Source organism: Polaromonas sp. DSP2-3-2b2, assembly GCF_049895905.1.
In the GTDB taxonomy this organism is placed as follows: Bacteria; Pseudomonadota; Gammaproteobacteria; order Burkholderiales; family Burkholderiaceae_C; genus Polaromonas.
In genome coordinates, this window is the sequence record NZ_JAFCTH010000005.1 from 92,819 (window position 1) to 115,622 (window position 22,804).

Genomic DNA, 22,804 nt, shown 5'->3' on the forward strand with positions numbered 1-22,804 from the left:
GTGGAATAAGAACGGGGGTGTGCGAAGCAGTCCGTCTGCAGGCCGCTCTTGACGTATTGTGCTTGATGCGCGGCGCCTCTGCGCGGGACGGATGCCACTGGAAAGTCGTCAAGGCTGGAAAAAAATCCAAAATACGCGTCAGGCAGGACTTGCCTGAGACAATCCGGGCATGAACAGCACAACGAGACAGGACCTGCTGGCAGCGTTCGACACGCTTTTGCAGCCGGCGCGCTTCAAGGACTACGGCCCCAACGGCCTTCAGGTCGAGGGAAAAACGCAGGTGCGCCGGATCGTTTCCGGGGTCACCGCCAGCCGGGCGCTGATTGAAGCAGCTATTGGCGCGCAGGCCGACGCCATCTTTGTGCACCACGGCCTGTTCTGGCGCGGCCAGGATGGCTGCGTGACAGGCTGGATGAAGCAGCGGCTGGCGCTGCTGCTGGCCCACGACATCAGCCTGTTTGCCTATCACCTGCCGCTCGATGCGCATCTTGAGCTGGGCAACAATGCGCAGTTGGGGCGGCAACTGGGCTTGACGGCCAGTAGCTGCTTCGGCGAGCAGGGTCTGGGGTTTTTGGGCGGGCGAAGTGATGGCGGCAGCTTTGCCACGGCCAGCGATCTGGCCCGGCTCATTGAAAATACGTTAAAAAGGCCTGTCACGCATGTGGGACCTGCGTACACAGCTATTAAAAAAATAGCGTGGTGCAGTGGCGGCGCGCAAAGCTATTTCGAGTCTGCCATTGCCGCCGGCGCCGATGCCTTCATCACCGGCGAGATTTCCGAGCCGCAGGCGCACCATGCGCGCGAAATGGGCGTGGCGTTCATCGCCTGCGGCCACCATGCCTCGGAGCGCTACGGCGCGCCGGCCGTTGCATCGCATGTCGCGGCGCAATTCGGCATTCATCACCAGTTCATTGATATCGACAACCCTGCATGACCACCCAATCCGGCCCTTTCCTCATCACCATGGGCGATGCCGCCGGCATCGGCCCTGAAATCATCGCCAAGGCTTTTGCCCAGTCATCGCAGGAACTGGCGGGCTGCGTGGTGGTCGGCGACGTGCCGACGCTGCGCCGCGCTGCCGCGTTGGTTGCTACGTCATCCGGAAATCCGGCGATGCCGGTGGCCGAACTTGATTCGCTGGCCGATCTGGCGGCAGTGCCGCCGAACTGCATCGGCGTGCTGCAGAAGTGCGCACTGCCTGGTCTGGTTCCCTATGGACAGATCAGTGGCCTGGCCGGCAGGGGAGCGGCAGAGTGCATCGTCTGGGCTGCCCGTGCGGTGCTGGCGGGCGAGGCTGCCGCAATGGTCACTGCGCCGATCCACAAGGAAGCCTTGTTCGCCGCCGGTGGCTGGGCTGCGCGTTTCCCGGGCCATACCGAAATGCTGCAGGCCGAAGCCGCCTCGTTCCTGGGCAAACCGGTGAACGAAGTTCCGGTGCGCATGATGCTGGCCAATGACGAACTCAGGACCGTGCTGGTGAGCATCCACATGTCCCTCAGGCATGCAATTGACGCCGTGACCTTTGACAACGTGCTGCTGACCCTGCGCATTGCGCACCAGGCCCTCAGTGCCGGGCTGGGACGGCCCCCGCGCATCGCCGTGGCGGGCCTGAATCCGCATGCCGGCGAAGGCGGACTGTTTGGCACGGAGGAGCAATTGATCATTGCGCCGGCCATCGCCGCCGCCTTGCGCGAAGGCCTGGATGTGCGGGGCCCCTTTGCCCCGGACACCGTGTTCATGCGGGCGCGCAACACTGCATCGAAGCCCGGCGAGTTTGACGTGGTGGTGGCGATGCACCACGACCAGGGCCTGATTCCGGTGAAATACCTGGGAGTGGAGCAGGGTGTCAACGTCACGCTCGGGTTGCCGCTGGTGCGCACCAGTCCGGACCATGGCACGGCTTTCGACATCGCCGGCACCGGCCGCGCAGACGCGTCCAGCCTGCTGGCCGCGATCCGGATGGCGCGCCAGCAGGCTGCGTAGCCAATGTTGAGGGGAATTTTGCTTGTCGCCGAATCAGCTCTGCGCTGATTCACACCCACTGATGACGGTAATCAAGCTTGGTGCTTCAGGCTGTCGCGGATTTCACGCAACAGCACAATGTCTTCCGCCGGTGCTGGAGCGGCAAGCGGGCGGGGTTTCCTGATGCGGTTCATCTGCTTGATCATCATGAAGATAATGAAGGCCAGGATGATGAAGTTCAGCGCCACCGTGATGAAGTTACCGTAGGCGAAGACGGCGCCAGCCTTCTTGGCCTCGACCAGCGGTAGTCCGGCGGCCTGCCCGGCCAGGGCAACATAGTAATTTGAGAAGTCAAGCCCGCCAAAAATCTTGCTGACCAGGGGCATGATCAGGTCGCCGACGATGGAATCGACGATTTTGCCGAAAGCCCCGCCAATGATTACGCCGACGGCCAGGTCCATCACATTGCCCTTGACGGCAAATTCCCTGAATTCCTGAATCACTCCCATGGTTTTACTCCGGTTTCTTGTGGTTGTTATGCCTGCACCGCAAGGCGGCCTACGGCAAATAATTATGCTGTGTTGGCATGAATTGACAAGTTGCTTTAGAGGCTGTCTTGCAACAAATCATGCTGGCACTTCAATCGCAAAGGGGTGGGCCAGGATGACCTCAAACCATTGCGAAGCCTTCAAATATCACTTCCTGCTCCGCTACAATCGCGGGTTGACCCCCCACTATTCCTTTTTCAAGCCAGTTCTTGAAGGACTTTCATGACCCAAGCAAGCGTAATGGGCGCGCCGCACGGCGCGCCTGTCGATAAAGATAAAAGAAACTGGATCGTCGCCACCTGTGCCGTAGGCGGAGCGGGCGTTGCCGCAGTGGCTGTGCCGTTCGTGAGCACTTTCCAGCCGTCTGAACGAGCCAAGGCTACAGGTGCTGCGGTCGAGGTCGATATTTCCGCCTTGAAGCCAGGCGAGAAGATGACTGTGGAGTGGCGTGGTAAACCGGTCTGGATCGTCAAACGCACGCCCGAGCAACTGGCCGCCCTGGCCCAGGTTGACGGCATGCTGGCAGATCCAAAGTCCGAGCGCAAGCTGCCCGAATGGACGCCTGAATACGCGCGCAATGAAACCCGTTCCATCAAGGCCGACACCCTGGTCGTGGTGGGCATTTGCCCGCACCTCGGCTGCTCGCCTTCCGACAAGTTCCAGACCGGCGCGCAGCCATCGCTACCCGATGACTGGCACGGCGGCTTCCTGTGCCCTTGTCATGGGTCGACGTTTGACCTGGCTGGCCGCGTGTACAAGAACAAGCCTTCGCCCGACAACCTTGAAGTGCCCCCCCATATGTACCTGTCGGATGCAAAGCTGCTAATTGGTGAAGACAAGAAGGCCTGAAGGCCCGCTACCTCTTTTCAAAAGACCCTGCCGCCTGCGCTTGAAACCCTGCCGTTCCGCACCGTATCAATCCAAGGCTAAAGAAACTCACCGAACCAGGATCAGTCATGGCTGTATTCAAAGAAATTTCCCCTGATGCCCCGTTCGCCGATAAGGCGATGACTTGGGTCGACAACCGTTTTCCCGCCAGCAAGCTCTTCAAAGAGCACATGAGCGAGTACTACGCGCCCAAAAACTTCAACTTCTGGTATGTTTTTGGCGCGCTGGCCCTGCTGGTGCTGGTCATCCAGATCGTCACTGGCATCTTCCTGACGATGAATTACAAGCCCGAGGCGTCGCTCGCCTTCGCTTCGGTCGAATACATCATGCGCGACGTGCCCTGGGGCTGGCTGATCCGCTACATGCACTCCACTGGCGCTTCGGCCTTTTTCGTCGTGGTTTATCTTCATATGTTCCGTGGACTGATCTATGGCAGCTATCGCAAGCCGCGCGAACTGATCTGGGTGTTCGGCTGTGCGATTTTCCTGGCGCTGATGGCCGAAGCCTTCATGGGCTATCTGCTGCCCTGGGGGCAGATGAGCTACTGGGGCGCCCAGGTCATCGTGAACCTGTTTGCCGCCATCCCGTTCATCGGCCCTGACCTGGCGCTGCTGATCCGTGGCGACTATGTGGTTGGCGATGCAACGCTGAACCGCTTCTTCGCCTTCCACGTGATTGCCGTGCCGCTGGTGCTGCTCGGTTTGGTCGTGGCGCACATCATTGCACTGCACGAAGTCGGCTCGAACAACCCCGATGGTGTTGAGGTCAAGGGTCCTAACGCGCCGCGCGATGCCAATGGCCATCCGCTGGATGCCATCCCCTTCCACCCGTACTACACGGTGCACGATATTTTTGGCGTCAGCATCTTCCTGATGATTTTCAGCGCCATCATTTTCTTCGCGCCCGAGTTTGGCGGTTACTTCCTGGAGTACAACAACTTCATTCCCGCCGACCCGCTGAAGACGCCGCTGCACATCGCCCCGGTCTGGTACTTCACGCCTTACTACTCGATGCTGCGCGCCATCACTGGCGAAATGATGTATGCCCTCATTGCCTGCGTGCTGGCCGGTGCAGTGCTGGGCGTGCTCAAAGCCAAAATCGCCAACTTGTTCAAGCTCATCATCGTCGGCGCAGCCGTGGCGCTGGTCGGTGCAATGCTGTTGATTGATGCCAAATTCTGGGGCGTCGTGGTCATGGGCGGGGCCGTCGTCATCCTGTTTTTCCTGCCGTGGCTGGACAACAGTGAAGTCAAGTCGATCCGCTACCGTCCAAGCTGGAACAAATACCTCTACGGTATCTTTGTGATCAACTTCCTGATCCTGGGCTACCTGGGTGTTCAACCACCCTCAGCCATCGGCGAACGTGTTTCGCAGGTCGGAACCCTGTTTTACTTCGGTTTCTTCCTGCTGATGCCGTGGTGGAGTCGGTTGGGCACCTTCAAGCGCGTTCCCGATCGCGTTACTTTTGCGGCCCACTGAGCAGGAAACCATCACCATGAAAAAAATCTTTTTCGCTTTGATCACAGCGGTCGGTTTGGTAACTGGTGCGCAAGCTGCAACCGGTGGTCTTGCCTGGGACAAGGCGCCCAACAAGACCAACGACATGGCGGCGCTGCAAAACGGCGCCAAGCTTTTCGTCAACTACTGCCTGAACTGCCACTCGGCCGCCTTCATGCGCTTCAATCGCCTGAAAGACATTGGCCTGACCGACCAGCAGATCAAGGACAACTTGTTGTTCACGACTGAAAAGGTCGGCGAAACCATGAAGTCGGCGATTGATCCGAAACAGGCCAAGGACTGGTTTGGCGGAACCCCGCCCGATCTGACCGTGATCGCCCGTTCACGCGCCGGTGCTGGCGGCTCGGGTGCAGACTATCTGTACACGTACATGCGTACTTTCTACCGTGACGAAACCAAGGCTACGGGCTGGAACAATCTTGCTTTCCCTAACGTGGCAATGCCGCATGTGCTTTGGGATCTGCAGGGCGTGCGCAAGCCTGTGTATGAAAATAAAGAAGAACACGGCCACAAGGTTGCCACTTTCAAGGGCTGGGAACAGGTCACTCCGGGTTCGATGACCCCGTTGCAATATGACCAGGCCATGGGCGATCTTGTCGGCTATCTCCAGTGGATGGCAGAGCCTGTGCAAAATACCCGTGTTCGCATCGGCGTATGGGTGCTGCTGTTTCTGCTTGGCCTGACCTTTGTGGCCTGGCGCCTCAACGCGGCGTTCTGGAAAGACGTCAAATAGTTTTTGTGCCGATTAATGTTCCCAGGGCCTGCCCTGGTGCACATTGGCACCTTCGGAGTGGACGGTTCTAAGGTTTGAATCTTAGCCTTCCACTCTTTTGCTTTTAGGAGTTCCGAATCATGATGGTCCTTTATTCAGGTACAACCTGCCCTTTCTCGCATCGCTGCCGTTTCGTATTGTTTGAAAAGGGCATGGATTTTGAAATTCGTGACGTAGACCTGTACAACAAGCCTGAAGACATCAATGTGATGAACCCCTACGGCCAGGTACCGATTCTGGTCGAGCGCGACCTGATCCTGTACGAGTCGAACATCATCAATGAATACATTGACGAGCGTTTCCCGCATCCGCAACTCATGCCCGGCGACCCGGTTGACCGGGCGCGGGTTCGGCTGTTCCTGCTGAACTTTGAAAAAGAGCTGTTTGTTCATGTCAGCGCCCTCGAATCCCGTGCTTCCAAGGGGAACGAAAAAGCACTGGAAAAATCACGCGCCCATATCCGCGACCGTCTGACGCAGCTAGCCCCCATTTTCCTGAAGAACAAGTTCATGCTGGGGGATAACTTCTCGATGCTTGACGTGGCCATTGCACCCTTGCTTTGGCGCCTAGATTATTACGGCATCGACCTGTCAAAAAATGCGGCACCGCTGCTCAAGTATGCCGAGCGTATCTTTTCCCGTCCCGCCTATATTGAAGCATTGACGCCTTCCGAGAAAGTGATGCGCAAGTAACTGCCGCATCGAATTGAACGGAATCAGCAACTTGGCCGAATTCATGAACGCACCGAACGCCACGTCAACCCGTCCTTACCTGATTCGTGCATTGTACGAATGGTGCACCGACAACGGTTTTACCCCTTATGTGGCCGTATCGGTGGACAACACCGTGCAAGTGCCACGTGAATATGTGAAGAATAACGAGATCGTGCTGAACATCGGGTTTGATGCCACCAGTTCTCTGACCCTGGGAAACGAGTTTATTGAATTCAAGGCTCGTTTTGGCGGAAGCGCGCGAGAAATCCTGGTGCCTATCAGCCATGTGGTCGCCATCTATGCCCGGGAAAATGGGCAGGGCATGGCTTTTCCTCTGGAAATTCCTTCCAATGGAGCCGGTGGCACCTCTGAATCACGCGTTGTTGCGCCGGTTCATAACGCTCTTGAAAATGTCCACTCCTCTTCGGAAACGCCGGACAGCAAGATCATGCAACTGGTGGAAAACGTACCGGACATGCAGGTTGGCGGCAAAGGCAAGCAGAAAAAAACTGATGCGCCTGAGCCTCCAAAACCGCCAACACGGCCACGGCCGTCACTCAAGCGCGTGAAGTAGAATACGATTTGTGCCGCTTTAGCTCAGTTGGTAGAGCAACCGCCTTGTAAGCGGTAGGTCGTCAGTTCGATTCCGACAAGCGGCACCATTCAACAGTTTGTGAGTAAAAATCCCGGCAAGCGCATGCTGGTCAACTGTTTATTGCTATAGATACTATAGCTTAACGCAGCAATATCGCATCCAGACCTCGCTGTATCGGGTCACCGTCAAGGTTACCTGGCGATCAATATTTTCAATCGGATCGACTTGACCTTCCAGCCTTGGCGCAGCAGGCTCGACTGGATGAGCGGGACCAGTTGCCGGACTTTTGCCGAAGCTGCATTGCCATTCACCAAAAGACACCAGTTTTCACCATCAATTGGCCCAGCCTTGACGGCTGATCGCAGAGCGACTGGAATCAGCGTTTCAACGGCTTTCAATCGTTGGTTGGATTCCCGGACCAAATCAGCGAGCCGCGCGAGGGACGGCGAGTTGCCAGCGGCCTGGTGCAAACTTACTGCGGATTGCAGGCGTCTGTGCATGGTCAGTTATTGAAGGATTTAAACATGGCGATTTGATTATCGTGGATGCCAAATCTTGGTTTTTCTCTCGAAGGCAATGATCAGCTTCCCAATTGAGGCAAGCCCCGATATTCCAGCAGGAGGCTCGGCGAAAGCCAGCTAAAAAAAGGGTTCAGCCTCGCAAGGACTACTGCCGAATTGACCCATCGTCATTGTTTTCAAGCGACTGTCAATATTCATGCGTTTGAAATTTTTCACCTTGCGGCCCAGATACCTTGTCCGTTTGGCGCACACGAATAGCTGTTTTCCTGGCAGCGCTAAAATCTGCGGTTTGCGCACGGTTGAACTAACTGTTTGTGCCCACACCTAAGTTCCGTACTCAATAAGGGATTTTGGCCGCATTGCCAGCTCAGGGGAGCGGCCAATAGCGGCTTCGCATTTATGGCTTCCAATATCCTGACCAAAATTTTCGGCAGCCGCAACGATCGGCTGCTCAAGACCTACCGCAAAACCGTAGACCAAATCAATGCGCTGGAAACGCAGTACGAAAAGCTTGACGATGAGCAGTTGCGCGGCAAGACGCAGGAGTTCAGGGATCGGGTAGCCGCTGGCGAAGCCCTGGATGCCTTGCTTCCCGAGGCTTTTGCCATCGTGCGTGAAGGCAGCAAACGCATCATGAAGATGCGCCATTTCGACGTTCAGTTGCTCGGCGGCATGTCGCTGCACAACGGCAAGATTTCCGAAATGCGCACCGGTGAAGGCAAGACCCTGACCGCCACGCTGCCGGTGTACCTCAATGCCCTGACTGGCAAGGGCGTGCATGTGGTCACGGTCAATGACTATCTGGCCAGTCGCGATGCGCGCTGGATGGGCAAGCTGTACAACTTTCTGGGCATGAGTGTCGGCATCAACCTGCCCAACATGTCGCGCGAGGAAAAGCAGGCGGCCTACAACTCCGACATTACCTACGGCACCAACAACGAGTTCGGCTTTGACTACCTGCGCGACAACATGGTGTATGAAGTCGGCGACCGCGTCCAGCGCGGACTGAACTTTGCCATCGTCGATGAGGTGGACTCGATCCTGATTGACGAGGCGCGAACGCCGCTCATCATCAGCGGCCAGGCCGAAGACCACACCGAGATGTACCTGGCGATCAACAAGGTCGTTCCCTCGCTGACGCGCCAGGAAGGCGAAGCCGATCCGCGAACGGGCGAGGGTGTGACCAAGCCCGGCGACTACACGATTGATGAAAAGACGCACCAGGTGTTCCTGACCGAACAAGGCCATGAAAGCGCCGAACGGATCCTGTTCGATCTGGGCCTGATTCCGGAAGGCGCCACGCTCTACGACCCGGCCAACATTTCGCTGATGCATCACCTGTATGCAGCATTGCGCGGCAACCTGCTGTACCACCGCGACCAGCACTATGTGGTGCAGGACGGTGAAGTCGTGATCGTGGACGAGTTCACCGGCCGCCTGATGTCAGGCCGCCGCTGGAGCGATGGCCTGCACCAGGCGGTGGAAGCCAAGGAAGGCGTGCAGATCCAGGCCGAGAACCAGACCCTGGCCTCGATCACCTTCCAGAATTATTTCCGCCTGTACGGCAAGCTGTCCGGCATGACCGGCACCGCTGACACCGAAGCCTACGAGTTCCAGGAAATCTACGGTTTAGAGACTACCGTGATTCCGCCCAACCGCATCAGCAAGCGCGAAGACCAGCTGGACCGCGTGTACAAGACCACGCGCGAGAAATACGAAGCGGCGATCAAGGACATTCGCGAATGTTACGAGCGCGGCCAGCCGGTACTGGTCGGAACGACTTCGATCGAAAATTCCGAAATCATCGACGAGTTGCTGATCAAGGAAAACCTGCCGCATCAGGTGCTGAACGCCAAGCAACATGCACGCGAAGCCGACATCGTCGCGCAGGCCGGCCGGCTGAAGATGATCACCATCGCCACCAACATGGCCGGACGCGGCACCGACATCGTGCTGGGCGGCAACGTGGAAAAACTGATTGAAGCGGTCGAAGCGGACGAGTCGCTCGATGTCTCCGTCAAGGCAGCCAGGATTGTCCAGTCGCAGGCCGAGTGCAAGCAGGAAAACGAGCAGGTCAAGGCGCTGGGCGGCTTGCGCATCATTGCTACCGAACGCCATGAGTCGCGCCGCATCGACAACCAGCTGCGAGGCCGTTCAGGCCGCCAGGGCGATCCGGGTTCGTCGCGCTTTTACCTGAGCCTGGACGACCCCTTGATGCGGATTTTTGCCGGCGACCGGGTCCGGTCCATCATGGAGCGCCTCAAGATGCCCGATGGCGAGGCGATCGAAGCGGGCATCGTCACGCGCAGCATCGAATCGGCGCAGCGCAAGGTCGAGGCGCGCAACTTCGACATCCGCAAGCAGCTGCTCGAATATGACGATGTGTCCAACGACCAGCGCAAGGTGATTTACCAGCAGCGCAACGACATCATGGACGCCAGCGACCTGCAGCCGCAAATCGCTTCGCTGCGTGAAGGTTGTTTCACCGACCTGACGCGGCAGTATGTGCCGGTGGAAAGCGTCGAAGAGCAGTGGGACGTGGCGGGCCTCGAAAAAACGTTGCGCGACGACTGGCATATCGAACTGGCGCTGCGCCAGGAAATCGAAGCCGCCACGGCCATCACCGACGAGCAAGTGCTGGAAAAAGTCAGCGCCGCCGCTGAAGCCGCCTTTGCCGAAAAACTCGAAAAGATTGGTAAGGAAAATTTCACGCAGTTCGAACGCGTGGTGCTGCTGCAAAGCATCGACAGCCATTGGCGTGAGCACCTGAGCGCGCTGGACTATCTGCGCCAGGGCATTCATCTGCGCGGCTATGCCCAGAAGCAGCCCAAGCAGGAATACAAGCGCGAAGCCTTCGAGCTGTTTGGGCAACTGCTCGACAGCGTGAAGAACGAGGTCACCAAGACCTTGATGACGGTCCAGGTCCAGTCGAGCGAGCAACTGGGTCAGGCGGCCGAAGCGCTCGAAAGTCGGGCGGAAAACATCAGCAACGTGACCTACACCGCACCGACTGAAACGGGCGAAACGGAAACAACAGTCGATGAAGCGACGCGGCGGCGGCAGGCCATTCCTGCTACCTCCATGCCGCGTGTCGGTCGCAATGATCCGTGCCCTTGCGGCTCAGGTAAAAAATACAAGCTCTGCCACGGCAAGCTGAGCTGATCGCCTGCACGACTTGAGCATTTCATGGGCGCCCGCGGCGTCCCAACCCTGTCTTACTGGAGTCAATCCATGCCTGTCAACCTGATGGCCACGCCCGCCGCCGACCTTTATCCCGTGCCCGGCGTGCGCTGGGGCATTGCCGAAGCTGGCATCCGCAAGGCCAACCGCAAGGACCTGGCTGTGCTGCTGCTGGACGAGGGCGCGTCGGTCGGCGCGGTCTTTACCCAGAACCGGTTTTGCGCCGCTCCGGTGCAAATCTGCCGCGAGCATCTGGCTGCCAATGCAGGCCAGAACCACGGCATCCGGGCGATGCTGATCAACACCGGCAATGCCAACGCCGGCACCGGCCACGACGGCTTGATCCGCGCGCAGTCCACCTGCATCGAACTGGCCCGCGCGCTGAACCTGTCGCCCGAGCAGATCCTGCCGTTTTCAACCGGCGTCATCATGGAACCCCTGCCGCATGACCGGATCGGGGCGGGCATTCCCGCCGCGCTGGCCGATGCTAGGGCCGACAACTGGGCCAGCGCCGCCGAAGCCATCATGACCACCGACACGGTGCCCAAGGCGTTCTCGACCCGCGTCAAGCTGGGCGGCGCTACAGTCACCATCACCGGCATCAGCAAGGGCGCGGGCATGATCCGCCCCAACATGGCGACCATGCTGGGCTTCCTGGCCACCGATGCGTGCGTGTCGCAGGCCTTGATGGCGCAACTGGCCAAAGAGCTGGCCGATGCGTCGTTCAACCGCATCACGATTGACGGCGATACCTCGACCAACGACTCGTTCGTGGTCATTGCCAGCAACCAGGCCGCGCACGCGCCCATCACGTCGCTCGACAGCGCGGAAGGGCAGATATTGCGCTCGGCCATGATGGGCATCGCGCAGCAACTGGCGCAGGCCATCGTGCGCGACGGCGAAGGCGCGACCAAGTTCATCACCATCCGGGTCGAAGGCGGCAAAACCGGCGAGGAATGCCGCCAGGTCGGCTATGCCATCGCCCATTCGCCGCTGGTCAAGACGGCATTTTTCGCCAGTGACCCGAATCTGGGCCGTATTCTGGCAGCGGTTGGTTATGCCGGCATTGCCGACCTGGACCAGACAAAGATCGACCTGTTCCTGGACGACGTGCTGGTGGCCAAGAACGGCGGCCGGCACCCCGACTATGCCGAGGCCGACGGCCAGCGCGTGATGAAGCAAAGCGAGATCATGGTGCGCGTCGTGCTCGGCCGGGGCGAAGCGGTTGACACCGTCTGGACCTGCGACCTGTCCTATGACTACGTCAAGATCAACGCGGACTACCGCAGCTGAACCACCAGGTGATTGCGCATGAACGAACAGTTTGAACGCCTGATGGCGCGGGCCGAGTCGCTGATGGCGCGCATCGAGTCCGTCCTGCCGCAGCCCTTGTCCGCGCCCGACTGGAGCGTTTCCGTGGCCTACCGCTACCGCAAGCGCGGTTCCGGCCATGCGTCGCTGGAGCCGGTCCGGCACCTGGGCACTTTGCAGTTTGCCGACCTGAAGGAAATCGACGGCCAGAAGGAAAAAATCCGGCGCAACACCGAGCAGTTCGTTAGCAGCCAGCCCGCCAACAACGTGTTGCTGACCGGCTCGCGCGGCACCGGAAAATCGTCGTTGATCAAGGCCTGCCTGAACGAATATTCGGCCCGTGGCCTGCGCCTGATCGAGGTGGACAAGGTCGACCTGACCGACTTGCCCGACATCGTCGATGTGGTGTCCGGCGTGCCCGAGAAGTTCATTGTCTTTTGCGATGATCTCAGCTTTGAAGAAGGCGAGCCCGGCTACAAGGCGCTGAAGTCCATTCTGGACGGCTCGATTGCCGCCGCCACGCCGAACGTGCTGATCTACGCCACCAGCAATCGCCGCCACCTGCTGCCCGAGTACATGATGGAAAACCTGACCTACACGCACACCGAGGATGGTGAAGTCCATCCGGGCGAGGTCGTGGAAGAAAAGATTTCCCTGTCCGAGCGTTTTGGCCTGTGGGTCAGTTTCTACCCGTTCAGCCAGGACGAATACCTGACCATCGTGGCCCAGTGGCTGTCGTCGTTTGGCGTGGGTGCCGAGGCCATCGCAGCGGCACGCCCGGCCTCGCTGGTCTGGGCGCTGGAGCGCGGCTCGCGCAGCGGCCGCGTGGCCTACCAGTTCGCGCGCGACTATGCCGGCCAGCATGCGGCCCCGGTTCATTGACTACATCAGTGCTGATGGCGGATGCGGCCGCGCCTCGCGAAGGCGGCGTCAACCGCAAGGTGGTCGAGGTGGCAGTGGGCGTATTGATCCAGCCCGATGGCCAGTTTTTGCTCACCTCGCGCCCGCCCGGCAAGGTCTATGCCGGCTATTGGGAATTTCCCGGGGGCAAACTGGAATCTGGCGAGAGCGTTGAAGAAGCGCTGCGACGCGAGCTTCAGGAAGAAATCGGCATCACCATCGGCGCCGTCCATCCCTGGAAGGTCGAAATGGTCGATTACCCGCATGCGCTGGTCCGCCTGAACTTCTGCAAAGTCTTCGACTGGCAGGGCGAGTTGCAGATGCACGAAGGCCAGATGTTTTCATGGCAGTCCCTGCCGGTGCAGGTCGCGCCTGTGCTCCCGGGAACGGTTCCGGTTCTGGCGTGGTTTGCGCAGGAGCGTGATACTCAGACAGCCGCGTTTTAATCCGCCAACGAATTTTCAGCATCAAATAGGCCTATGGCGCACGGTTGGTCTACATAAGTAGCTATAAATTCAGTAGCAAAAAACAGTCCGACTGCCTTGAGGCCCATGATGGACGTTCCATGACCCTTTACCAAAGCCTTTTTGTGATTGGCCTGCTGATCGCGGCCAGCGCGTTTTTTTCCGTGTCGGAAATTTCTTTGGCGGCTTCGCGCCGCCTGCGCCTGCGCCAGATGGCCGATGATGGCAACCTGCAGGCCGAGCGTGTGCTGCGCATCCAGGAGCAGCCGGGCGACTATTTCACCGTGGTGCAGATCGGCCAGAATGCCGTGGCTATTTTGGGCGGCATTGTGGGCGAGGGCGCGCTGAGCCCGCATTTCAGCGCCTTTTTTGAACTATGGCTGGCAATTCCCACAGCACAGACCCTGGGCTTTCTCAGCTCCTTCCTCATCGTCACGTCGCTGTTCATTGTGTTCGCCGACCTGTTTCCCAAGCGCCTGGGCATGGCCACGCCCGAGCTGCTGGCGATTCGCGTGTCGCAGCCTATGACGGTCTGCATGATGCTGATGCGACCCCTGGTGTGGTTTTACAGCCGCCTGGCCGATGCCCTGTTTCGCCTGTTCGGCCTGTCCTCGCTGCGCGACGACCGCATCACTTCGGACGATATCCTGGCCATGATGGAAGCCGGCGCGGTGGCCGGTGTGCTGGCCGCGCGCGAGCAGCAGGTGATCACGAATGTGTTTGAACTCGACACCCGCACGGTGGGCAGCGCCATGTCGCCGCGCGACCGGATCGCCTTCTTTTTGCGCGATGACCTGGACTCGGTGATCCGGCTGCGCATCGCGGCCGAACCGTTTTCGACCTATCCGGTGTGCGAGGGCGACATTGACCATGTGGTCGGCTATGTCGATGCCAAGGACCTGTTCCAGCGCGTGCTCAACAGCCAGCCGATTTCCCTGGCCGACGACAGCCTGGTGCGCAAGGTGCTGATCGTTCCCGACCGGCTGACGCTGTCCGAAGTGCTGGAGCAGTTCCGGCAGGTCCATGAGGACTTTGCGGTCATCGTCAACGAATACAGCATGGTGGTCGGCGTGGTCACGCTCAACGACGTGATGAGCACGGTGATGGGCGACCTGGTGTCGCCTTTTGATGAAGAACTGATCGTGCGGCGCGACGAGAATTCCTGGCTGATCGACGGCGTCACGCCTATCGAGGACGTGCTGCGCACACTGGGGCTCGACCATCTGCCGCATGCCGAGGATTACGAAACCCTGGCCGGCTTCCTGATGGTGATGCTGCGCCGCGTGCCCCGGCGCACCGACAGCGTGAGCTGGGGCGGTTTCAAGTTCGAGGTGCTCGACGTTGACAGCTACCGTATCGACCAAGTCATGGTGTCGCGGCTGGCCGAGGGCGCTGCGGGCACGGCTCTGGCTGCTGCGGATGCCGGTCCGGCTTCGTCCTGACGCGCTGGCAGCTTGTGGGCTTCAGCCGACGGCGCGGTCCCCTGGCAGCCAGCTGCGCTGCGCGGCAAACACCGCTTCGGGGTAGGGCGCCCGGCCCCGGCTGCCGTTGTAGCGGCCCAGGCCCAGAAAAGGGTTGCCGCGCTCGCGGTCCAGGTAATGGCGAAGAATCACGCAGCCGAAGCGCAGGTTGGTCTGCATGTGAAACAGCTTGCCCGGGTCGCCATCGCCAATCACGCGTGTCCAGAAGGGCATGACCTGCATGAAGCCGCGCGCGCCGACGCTGCTGACGGCAAACTTGCGGAAGTTGCTTTCGACCTGGATCAGGCCCATGACCAGGGTCACGTCTAGCCCGGCGCGCTTGCTTTCGTACCAGACCGTTTGCAAAAACTCCTGGCGAATCTGCAATTCGGGAATTTTGCGTTTCAGGCGCTCGCTCATGGAGCCCAGCCAGCGCAGATACGCCAGCTTGCTGTCGGTGCTTGCGAATTCGGGAACGGGCGGTGCCTGGTTGGCAATGGCCGAGCCCAGTGCCGTGCGCACCGAGTCCATCAGCGGTTCCTCCAGCTGCCCTCCGGCACTGGATTGCTGCGAAAATAATAGCGAAAACCCCCCACCGGATATGCGGAAAAGCCATTTTCTTCTTGAAAAAGTCACTGGGGTTTCTGTGGTGGGCACGGACATGCGCAGATCAAGACGGTATGCCAGCCTTCACAAAGCCAGTTTGTCCTTGAGGAAGTCGAACACGTTCGTCGCATTAATCTTGCTGGCAACCGTGTCGCGGCGGTGCTGGTACTCGATGTGGCCTTCCTTCAGGCCCCGGTCGCCAATGGTGATGCGGTGCGGCACGCCGATCAGTTCCCAGTCGGCAAACATGGCGCCTGGCCGCTCGTTGCGGTCGTCCAGCATCACATCGACACCGGCTGCCAACAACTCCGCATGGAGCTTATCGGCAACCGACTTGACATCGGGAAAGCGGTCCGGGCTGATCGGGCAGATCACCAGCGTGAACGGAGCAATCGCGTCCGGCCAGATGATGCCGCGCTCGTCATGGTTCTGCTCGATGGCTGCGGCCGGCAAGCGGGTGATGCCGATGCCGTAGCAGCCCATTTCCAGGAACTGCGGCTTGCCGTTCTCGCCCAGGAAGGTGGCGTTCATGGCCCGGCTGTATTTGGTGCCGAGGTAGAACACATGGCCGACCTCGATGCCGCGCTCGATGGCCAGCATGCCCTGGCCGTCGGGCGACAGGTCGCCTGCCACCACGTTGCGGATGTCCGCAATCAGGTCGGGCTGGGGCAAATCCCGGCCCCAGTTGACGCCAGTGATGTGAAAGTCAGCTTCATTGGCGCCGCAGACCCAGTCGGCCAGCACGGCGACCTCGCGGTCCACCACCAGCTTGACCGGTTTTTTCAGGCCCAGCGGGCCGAGGTAGCCCGGCTCGCAGCCAAAGTGCTCGTCGATCTCGGCCAGGGTGGCGAAGCGAAAGCCCTCCAGTCCGGCCACCTTGCCAACCTTGATCTCGTTCATGTTGTGGTCGCCGCGCAGCAGCAGCAGCCAGACCTGTGTCTTGACGACTTCGCCGGCGTCAATGGTCTGGTCTGTGGCAAGCACCAGCGATTTGACGGTTGTTTCCAGCGGGATGCCGAGCAGTTCGGCGACATCGGCACAGGTCGCCTTGCCGGGCGTTGGCGTTTTGACCATGTCTCGCGAGGCAGCCGGGCACGGGCCGGCGGGGGCCAGTGCTTCGGCCTTTTCCATGTTGGCTGCGTAGTCGCTGGTCGGGCAATAGACGATGGCGTCCTCGCCGGTGGCGGCAATCACCTGGAATTCCTCGCTCAGGTCGCCGCCGATGGCGCCGCTGTCGGCCGCCACAGCGCGGTAGGTCAGGCCGAAGCGGTCAAAAATCTTGCGGTAGGCCTGCGCCATGTTCTGGTAGCTGACCTTGGCGGCGGTGGCATCGCGGTCAAAGCTGTAGGCGTCCTTCATGATGAATTCGCGGCCGCGCATCAGGCCGAAACGCGGACGGCGCTCGTCGCGGAACTTGGTCTGGATCTGGTAGAGGTTCTTCGGCAATTGCTTGTAGCTGCGGATGTCCTGGCGCATCACATCGGTGACGACTTCCTCGCTGGTTGGCTGCACCACGAAATCGCGGCCGTGGCGATCCTTGATGCGCAGCAGTTCAGGCCCCATGCTTTCGAAGCGGCCGGTTTCCTGCCAGAGTTCGGCGGGCTGGATCACCGGCATGCTCATTTCAATCGCGCCGGCGCGGTTCATTTCCTCCCGGACAATCGCTTCCACCTTGCGGATCACGCGCAGGCCCATGGGCATGTAGTTGTAGATGCCGGCGCCCAGTTTTTTGATCAGCCCGGCGCGCATCATCAGTTGGTGGCTGACGATTTCGGCGTCGGCGGGAGCTTCCTTGAGGGTGGAAATGAAGAACTGGGAGGCTTTCATGGGCTATTTTTCTGGGTTTGGAGACTGTCGTCCGGCCGGGCGCTTGGCGGGTGCGCCTTCGCTGTGCATAATGGACTCAGTTTAAAAATTTGAGGTTTGATTATGCTTGACAGGGACGGATTTCGGCCCAACGTCGGCATCATCTTGCTCAACCAGAGAAGTCAGGTATTTTGGGGCAAACGCATCCGTACCCACTCATGGCAATTCCCGCAGGGTGGCATTGATCGGGGCGAAAACCCCGAGCAAGCCATGTTCCGCGAGTTGCATGAAGAGGTCGGACTGCACCCGCAGCACGTTCAGGTGCTGGCCCGTACCCGAGACTGGTTGCGCTATGAGGTGCCTGACCGATTCATCCGGCGCGATGCGCGCGGACATTACAAAGGCCAGAAGCAAATCTGGTTCCTGCTTCAACTCGTCGGCCATGACTGGGATTTAAACCTGCGCGCCACCAACCATCCCGAGTTTGATGCCTGGCGCTGGAATGACTATTGGGTGCCGCTCGATGTCGTGGTCGAGTTCAAGCGCGGTGTGTACGAAATGGCGCTGACCGAGTTGTCCCGGTTCGTGCCGCGTTGCGAATTCCGCTTTGATGCGCGTCCGGAGCAGCGCAACCGCTTTTTGCGCGGCGGCCTGCACCAGCGGGACCTGATGGCTGGCCAGCCTGCGGAGTCGGCAACTTTTCTCGCAGGGGGCGGGATTCCTTCTTTCGCCAGCCGGCCGGGAGTTCCTTTTGAATTGCCCCCGGGCGCCACTTTCGAGCCTGATCCGCAGACCAGTTTCGGCCTGAATGCACCCACGAAAAAAGCATGAAATTCAAGTCAGCTTCGATATTTGCCAGTGTGCTCCTACTGGGTTTGAGCACTTCGGTCTGGTCACAGTTCGCCGCCGACGAACCCGACTGGAAAGAATCCGCGATACCGCCGCCGCCCGCTTTTGATGCCAGTAAACTGGTCGGCCTGGAGGTATCCCCCAATTCGTTGCTGGCTTACGGCGTCGACCCTGCGTCCATCAGCATCACCCAAAGCGACGGCGTAGTGCGTTATGTGATGGTGGCAACCAGTGCCAGCGGGGCGCGCAACGTGATGTACGAAGGCATACGCTGCTCGACTGGCGAATTCAAGACGTATGCCCGCTACTCTGCCGACGGGAAGTGGAGCATGGTCAGCGATCCGCAATGGCGCTCGATGTTTGGCAATATGCCGTCAAAACATCCCTTGCGTTTGGCGAAGGCCGGCGCGTGCGACAACGCCGCGCCGGCAAGCTCGGTCAAGGAGATAGTGAGCCGGCTGAAAAACCCGAACTCCAGGGTAACGCCATAAGCCAGGGGGCAGCCAGCCCGTGCTGGCAGTGCGTGCGCCCCGCTTAACGGCTGAGGATCAGGTTGGTGCGGTGAACCATTTCGGATTCGCCTGTGTAACCCAGCAACCGTTCGAATTCCGACGAAACCTTGCGGCAAATCAGCCGGGCTTCCGAACTGGAGTAGTTGGCAAGGCCGCGCGCGATTTCAGTTCCATCGGCATCCTTGATGGCAATCACGTCGCCGCGTGAAAAATCACCCTGAACGCCGGTCATGCCAATAGGCAGCAGGCTCTTGCCGCCGATCTGCACCATGCGGGCAGCGCCCGGGTCCACCGTGACCGAACCGCGCAATTGCAGGTGATCGGCCATCCATTGCTTGCGCGCCTGCATTTTCTGGGTCTGGGCGACCAGCAGCGTGCCAATCGCCTCTCCCCGGGTCAGCCGGATCAAGGCTTGCGGTTCGCGGCCCCAGGCAATCACCGTCGAGGCGCCTGAGCCCGCCGCGCGCTTGGCCGCCAGAATCTTGGTGATCATGCCGCCGCTGCCAATGCTGGAGCCGGCGCCGCCCGCCATGGCTTCGAGCGCCACATCGCCGGCCTTGGCTTCATGCACGAACTGCGCCGCAGGGTCTTTGCGCGGATCGGCGGTGTACAGGCCCTTCTGGTCGGTCAGGATGATGAGCGCATCGGCTTCGACCAGGTTGGCCACCAGCGCGCCCAGGGTGTCGTTATCGCCAAACTTGATCTCGTCATTGACGACGGTGTCGTTCTCGTTGATCACCGGCACCACGCCGAGCTGCAGCAAGGTCAGCAGGGTGGAGCGCGCGTTGAGGTAGCGCTCGCGGTCAGCCAGGTCGGCATGGGTCAGCAGCACCTGCGCGCTGCCGATGCCGTTTTCGCGCAGCTTGGTTTCGTACATCTGCACCAAGCCCATCTGGCCGACGGCGGCGGCGGCCTGCAGTTCGTGGATGGCTTTGGGGCGTGTGCGCCAGCCCAAGCGCTTCATGCCCTCGGCAATCGCGCCGCTGCTGACCATGATGACTTCGCGGCCGTCCTTGACCAAGGCGGCCAGCTGCTCGGACCACTGGCCGATGGCCTCGGCGTCCAGGCCCCGGCCTTCGTTGGTCACCAGGCTGGAGCCGACCTTGACGACAATGCGCCGGGCGTTGCGCAGAACTGGAGAGCCTGATAGAACGTACATTTTTAAGTGTTTTAGGGCTCTGGCGCAAGGTGGACGGGCACAGCTAGCTATTATTTATAGAGCAACCAGAATGCTTTGACTGCCGGAAAACAGGCAGCAATCAGTCGGAAGACGCCGGGCTTTTCGGCTCGGGCGGCAACTCGATGAAGCGTGGATCGATTTCCTCCTCGGGCTGCTCGCTTTTCTGGACTTTCTTGACGTGCTGGTAAATCGTCTTGACGAGCTGCTCGCAGCCTTCGCGGGTCAGCGCCGAGATTTCAAACACCGGGCCTTTGAACTTGAAGCGCTTGACGAAATCCTTGACGAGGGCTTCACGCTTGTCCGCATCGACCATGTCGAGCTTGTTGAGCACCAGCCAGCGCGGTTTTTTGTACAACGCTTCATCGTATTTCTTGAGTTCGCCCACAATGGCCTTGGCCTGGGCCACCGGATCGACGTTTTCGTCGAAGGGTGCCATGTCCACAATGTGCAGCAGCAGGCGGGTGCGCTGCAAATGCCGCAAAAACAGGTGTCCCAAGCCCGCACCTTCCGACGCGCCTTCAATCAGACCCGGCAAGTCAGCGACGACAAAGCTTTGTTCAGGTCCGACCCGGACCACGCCCAGGTTCGGGTGCAGCGTGGTGAACGGGTAATCGGCAATGCGAGGCCGTGCATTGGATACCGCCGAGATGAACGTCGATTTTCCGGCATTGGGCATGCCCAGCAGGCCCACGTCGGCCAGCACCTTGAGTTCAAGCTTCAGGCTTTTGCGGTCGCCGGGCCAGCCAGGCGTCTTGCTGCGCGGCGCGCGATTCGTCGAGCTTTTGAAGCGTAGGTTGCCAAAACCGCCATCGCCGCCCTTGGCGATCAGGATCTGTTCGCCGGGCACCAGCAATTCGAAAAGAACCTCGCCGGTTTCGGCGTCGGTCAGGATGGTGCCGACCGGCATCTTCAAAATGATGTCGTCGCCCTTGGCGCCGAACATGTCCGAACCCATGCCATGGCCGCCATTGCGCGCTTCATGCCGGCGTGAAAACCGGAAGTCGACCAGCGTGTTCAGGTTGATGTCCGCCACCGCGTACACATGGCCACCACGCCCGCCATCGCCCCCGTTCGGACCGCCGAACTCTTTGTATTTTTCGTGGCTGAACGAGACGCAGCCACTCCCGCCATCGCCGGCGGCAATGTCAATATAAGCTTCGTCAACAAATTTCATGATGGAGTCGTGTGCAGGTAGGAAAGAGGGATATGAGGGCGGTTGACAAACAAAAAAGCCCCGACTGGTCGGGGCTTCGATGCTACCCAAGTGATCGGCTTACGCCGAGGTCACATTGACGGTGCGCTTGTTCATCGAACCCTTGACGCAAAAGGAGACTTGACCGTCCACCAGTGCATACAGGGTGTGGTCCTTGCCGATGCCGACATTGACGCCTGGGTGGAACTGCGTGCCACGCTGGCGCACGATGATGCTGCCTGCGTTGATCACTTCGCCGCCAAATTTCTTGACGCCGAGCATCTTGGGCTGTGAATCACGCCCGTTTCGCGTAGAGCCGCCGCCTTTTTTCTGTGCCATTTTTCGTTACTCCTGGTACTGAACTGATTAGCCGACGATGGCGCCGATTTGCAGTTCAGTGAAGTTCTGCCGGTGACCCTGGCGTTTCTGATAGTGCTTGCGACGGCGCATTTTAAAAATGCGAACCTTGTCGTGCCTGCCGTGAGACAGCACCGTAACAGTAACAGTTGCGCCGGAAACCAAGGGCGTACCGACCTTGATTGAACTGCCTTCGCCGACAGCCAATACCTGGTCAATAACGATCTCTTGGCCTACGTCCGCAGCAATCTGTTCTACTTTAATTTTTTCTCCAGCAGCAACTTTGTATTGTTTGCCACCGGTTTTTATGACCGCGTACATGTAAACCCTCGTAAATTGAGTTCTGCGGACGGATTTCCACAGAGCCCAAGATTCTAGCATCGCGCTTAAAAAATGTACAGCCGCGCGTGCTTTGCTTCGGTTTGGCGCCTCATAAGGCACGCTTGGCTTTCTATAATCTGCCCAAACTCAACGTCGGGATTTCCCTTTGTCTGCCAATTCTTCCAGTACCGCTGCTGCCCTTGCCTTGATCGCCGACGACATGCGGGCCATGGATGCCATCATTGTCCGCCGCCTTGAATCCGACGTGCCCTTGGTTAGCCAGGTTTCGCAATACATCATTGCTGCCGGTGGCAAGCGCCTTCGGCCCGCCTTGGTGCTGCTGATGTCGGGCGCCCTGGGCTATTGCGGCCCCCAGCGCCTGAACCTGGCCGCCGTGGTGGAATTCATTCACACCGCCACCTTGCTGCATGACGATGTCGTCGATGAATCCACGCTGCGCCGGGGCCGCTCGACCGCCAACGAGGTGTTTGGCAACCCAGCCAGCGTGCTGGTCGGCGATTTCCTGTATTCGCGGGCCTTCCAGATGATGGTGGAGGTTGGCGAGATGCGCATCATGGAGACGCTGGCAGAAGCCACCAATGTGATTGCCGAAGGCGAGGTGCTGCAACTCATGAACATGCATGACGCCAGCTTGACCGAGGAAGGTTATCTGCGCGTCATCCGCTCCAAGACTGCCAAGCTGTTTGAAGCCAGCGCCCGGCTGGCGGCCTTGCTGGCCGGGTCTTCAGCCGTTGTCGAGCAGCATTGCGCCGAGTACGGACAGGCGCTGGGTACGGCTTTCCAGGTAATCGACGATGTGCTCGACTATGACGGCGACGTGCTGGAAATGGGCAAGAACCTGGGTGATGACTTGCGCGAAGGAAAAGTCACGCTGCCGCTGATCATCGCCATGCAGCGAGGCACTGAAGCCGAGCGCTTGACCATCCGGCAGGCGATTGAAACCGGCGGCACCGGGCAGATGACGGAGATCATTGCCATTGTTCAACAGACCGGCGCCTTGCAGGCTACCCGGGATGCCGCCGCGGCAGAAGCGCTGCGTGCGCTGAATGCCTTGCAGACCCTGCCCCAAAACACTTACAGTCATGCTCTGGAGCAACTTGCCTCGCAACTGCTGGTGCGGCGCTCCTGA

The 22,804-nt window shown here is 59.7% G+C and carries 23 protein-coding genes and 1 tRNA gene; 16 read left to right on the forward strand and 8 right to left on the reverse strand.

What is annotated here, in order from left to right:
- Positions 1-169 precede the first annotated feature (169 nt).
- Positions 170-934 (forward strand): Nif3-like dinuclear metal center hexameric protein, encoded by a 765-nt coding sequence (locus ACP7AD_RS06440; protein WP_426145671.1) that lies wholly within the window; start codon positions 170-172, stop codon positions 932-934.
- Positions 931-1,983: a 4-hydroxythreonine-4-phosphate dehydrogenase PdxA gene (pdxA, locus tag ACP7AD_RS06445; RefSeq protein ID WP_426145672.1), complete on the forward strand. Its 1,053-nt coding sequence runs from the start codon at positions 931-933 to the stop codon at positions 1,981-1,983. The genes ACP7AD_RS06440 and pdxA overlap by 4 nt, the downstream gene beginning before the upstream one ends.
- Positions 1,984-2,054: 71 nt before the next feature.
- On the opposite strand, the gene mscL is transcribed toward pdxA, so the two are convergent.
- Complete coding sequence (gene mscL, locus ACP7AD_RS06450; protein ID WP_426145674.1) at positions 2,055-2,471, reverse strand: large conductance mechanosensitive channel protein MscL; 417 nt, start codon at positions 2,469-2,471, stop codon at positions 2,055-2,057.
- 261 nt (positions 2,472-2,732) lie between these two features.
- Here mscL and petA point away from each other — a divergent pair, with 261 nt between their 5' ends.
- The 6 genes from petA (at position 2,733) to ACP7AD_RS06480 (ending at position 7,062) form a co-directional block, all read left to right on the forward strand.
- Complete coding sequence (gene petA, locus ACP7AD_RS06455) at positions 2,733-3,359, forward strand: ubiquinol-cytochrome c reductase iron-sulfur subunit (RefSeq protein ID WP_426145676.1); 627 nt, start codon at positions 2,733-2,735, stop codon at positions 3,357-3,359.
- Positions 3,360-3,466: 107 nt separating this feature from the next.
- Positions 3,467-4,876, forward strand: a complete 1,410-nt coding sequence (locus ACP7AD_RS06460) for a cytochrome b (RefSeq protein WP_426145677.1) — start codon at positions 3,467-3,469, stop codon at positions 4,874-4,876.
- Positions 4,877-4,892: 16 nt separating this feature from the next.
- Positions 4,893-5,648 (forward strand): cytochrome c1, encoded by a 756-nt coding sequence (locus ACP7AD_RS06465; protein ID WP_426145678.1) that lies wholly within the window; start codon positions 4,893-4,895, stop codon positions 5,646-5,648.
- A gap of 119 nt (positions 5,649-5,767) precedes the next feature.
- Positions 5,768-6,379, forward strand: a complete 612-nt coding sequence (locus ACP7AD_RS06470; protein ID WP_036806026.1) for a glutathione S-transferase N-terminal domain-containing protein — start codon at positions 5,768-5,770, stop codon at positions 6,377-6,379.
- Positions 6,380-6,422: 43 nt separating this feature from the next.
- Complete coding sequence (locus tag ACP7AD_RS06475) at positions 6,423-6,974, forward strand: ClpXP protease specificity-enhancing factor (RefSeq protein WP_426145819.1); 552 nt, start codon at positions 6,423-6,425, stop codon at positions 6,972-6,974.
- 12 nt (positions 6,975-6,986) lie between these two features.
- Positions 6,987-7,062 (forward strand) — tRNA-Thr (locus tag ACP7AD_RS06480).
- Positions 7,063-7,186: 124 nt separating this feature from the next.
- Here ACP7AD_RS06480 and ACP7AD_RS06485 read toward each other — a convergent pair.
- Positions 7,187-7,495 (reverse strand): hypothetical protein, encoded by a 309-nt coding sequence (locus tag ACP7AD_RS06485; RefSeq protein WP_426145680.1) that lies wholly within the window; start codon positions 7,493-7,495, stop codon positions 7,187-7,189.
- A gap of 420 nt (positions 7,496-7,915) precedes the next feature.
- On the opposite strand from ACP7AD_RS06485, the gene secA reads away from it, so the two are divergent.
- The 5 genes from secA to ACP7AD_RS06510 all read left to right on the forward strand — a co-directional run bounded on the left by secA (position 7,916) and on the right by ACP7AD_RS06510 (position 14,813).
- Positions 7,916-10,678 carry a preprotein translocase subunit SecA gene (secA, locus tag ACP7AD_RS06490; protein ID WP_426145682.1) on the forward strand — a complete coding sequence of 921 codons (2,763 nt, stop codon included), beginning with the start codon at positions 7,916-7,918 and terminating at the stop codon, positions 10,676-10,678.
- A 69-nt stretch (positions 10,679-10,747) separates the two neighbouring features.
- Positions 10,748-11,989, forward strand: a complete 1,242-nt coding sequence (gene argJ / locus ACP7AD_RS06495) for a bifunctional glutamate N-acetyltransferase/amino-acid acetyltransferase ArgJ (RefSeq protein ID WP_426145683.1) — start codon at positions 10,748-10,750, stop codon at positions 11,987-11,989.
- Positions 11,990-12,007: 18 nt separating this feature from the next.
- Positions 12,008-12,889 carry an ATP-binding protein gene (locus tag ACP7AD_RS06500; RefSeq protein ID WP_426145684.1) on the forward strand — a complete coding sequence of 294 codons (882 nt, stop codon included), beginning with the start codon at positions 12,008-12,010 and terminating at the stop codon, positions 12,887-12,889.
- Between the two features lie 14 nt (positions 12,890-12,903).
- On the forward strand, positions 12,904-13,353 hold the full coding sequence (locus ACP7AD_RS06505) for an NUDIX domain-containing protein (RefSeq protein WP_426145820.1): 450 nt from the start codon (positions 12,904-12,906) through the stop codon (positions 13,351-13,353).
- A 119-nt stretch (positions 13,354-13,472) separates the two neighbouring features.
- Positions 13,473-14,813: a hemolysin family protein gene (locus tag ACP7AD_RS06510; RefSeq protein ID WP_426145686.1), complete on the forward strand. Its 1,341-nt coding sequence runs from the start codon at positions 13,473-13,475 to the stop codon at positions 14,811-14,813.
- Between the two features lie 21 nt (positions 14,814-14,834).
- On the opposite strand, the gene ACP7AD_RS06515 is transcribed toward ACP7AD_RS06510, so the two are convergent.
- The gene (locus ACP7AD_RS06515; protein WP_426145687.1) at positions 14,835-15,494 is read right to left on the reverse strand and encodes a lytic transglycosylase domain-containing protein; all 660 of its coding nucleotides are present in this window, start codon (positions 15,492-15,494) and stop codon (positions 14,835-14,837) included.
- A 27-nt stretch (positions 15,495-15,521) separates the two neighbouring features.
- On the reverse strand, positions 15,522-17,264 hold the full coding sequence (locus ACP7AD_RS06520) for a proline--tRNA ligase (RefSeq protein WP_426145688.1): 1,743 nt from the start codon (positions 17,262-17,264) through the stop codon (positions 15,522-15,524).
- Between the two features lie 102 nt (positions 17,265-17,366).
- Between ACP7AD_RS06520 and ACP7AD_RS06525 the strand changes: the two genes are divergently transcribed.
- Positions 17,367-18,074 (forward strand): RNA pyrophosphohydrolase, encoded by a 708-nt coding sequence (locus ACP7AD_RS06525; RefSeq protein ID WP_426145689.1) that lies wholly within the window; start codon positions 17,367-17,369, stop codon positions 18,072-18,074.
- On the forward strand, positions 18,071-18,583 hold the full coding sequence (locus tag ACP7AD_RS06530) for a CNP1-like family protein (protein ID WP_426145691.1): 513 nt from the start codon (positions 18,071-18,073) through the stop codon (positions 18,581-18,583). The genes ACP7AD_RS06525 and ACP7AD_RS06530 overlap by 4 nt, the downstream gene beginning before the upstream one ends.
- 43 nt (positions 18,584-18,626) lie before the next feature.
- Here ACP7AD_RS06530 and proB read toward each other — a convergent pair whose 3' ends face one another.
- The 4 genes from proB to rplU form a co-directional block, all read right to left on the reverse strand.
- Complete coding sequence (proB, locus tag ACP7AD_RS06535; protein WP_426145693.1) at positions 18,627-19,763, reverse strand: glutamate 5-kinase; 1,137 nt, start codon at positions 19,761-19,763, stop codon at positions 18,627-18,629.
- Positions 19,764-19,863: 100 nt separating this feature from the next.
- The gene (cgtA, locus tag ACP7AD_RS06540; protein WP_426145694.1) at positions 19,864-20,958 is read right to left on the reverse strand and encodes an Obg family GTPase CgtA; all 1,095 of its coding nucleotides are present in this window, start codon (positions 20,956-20,958) and stop codon (positions 19,864-19,866) included.
- Between the two features lie 99 nt (positions 20,959-21,057).
- A complete protein-coding gene (gene rpmA / locus ACP7AD_RS06545) occupies positions 21,058-21,315 on the reverse strand; it encodes a 50S ribosomal protein L27 (RefSeq protein ID WP_036805995.1) in 258 nt (85 codons plus the stop codon).
- A 27-nt stretch (positions 21,316-21,342) separates the two neighbouring features.
- Positions 21,343-21,654 carry a 50S ribosomal protein L21 gene (gene rplU / locus ACP7AD_RS06550; protein ID WP_011800165.1) on the reverse strand — a complete coding sequence of 104 codons (312 nt, stop codon included), beginning with the start codon at positions 21,652-21,654 and terminating at the stop codon, positions 21,343-21,345.
- 166 nt (positions 21,655-21,820) lie between these two features.
- Between rplU and ACP7AD_RS06555 the strand changes: the two genes are divergently transcribed.
- The gene (locus ACP7AD_RS06555) at positions 21,821-22,804 is read left to right on the forward strand and encodes a polyprenyl synthetase family protein (RefSeq protein WP_426145696.1); all 984 of its coding nucleotides are present in this window, start codon (positions 21,821-21,823) and stop codon (positions 22,802-22,804) included.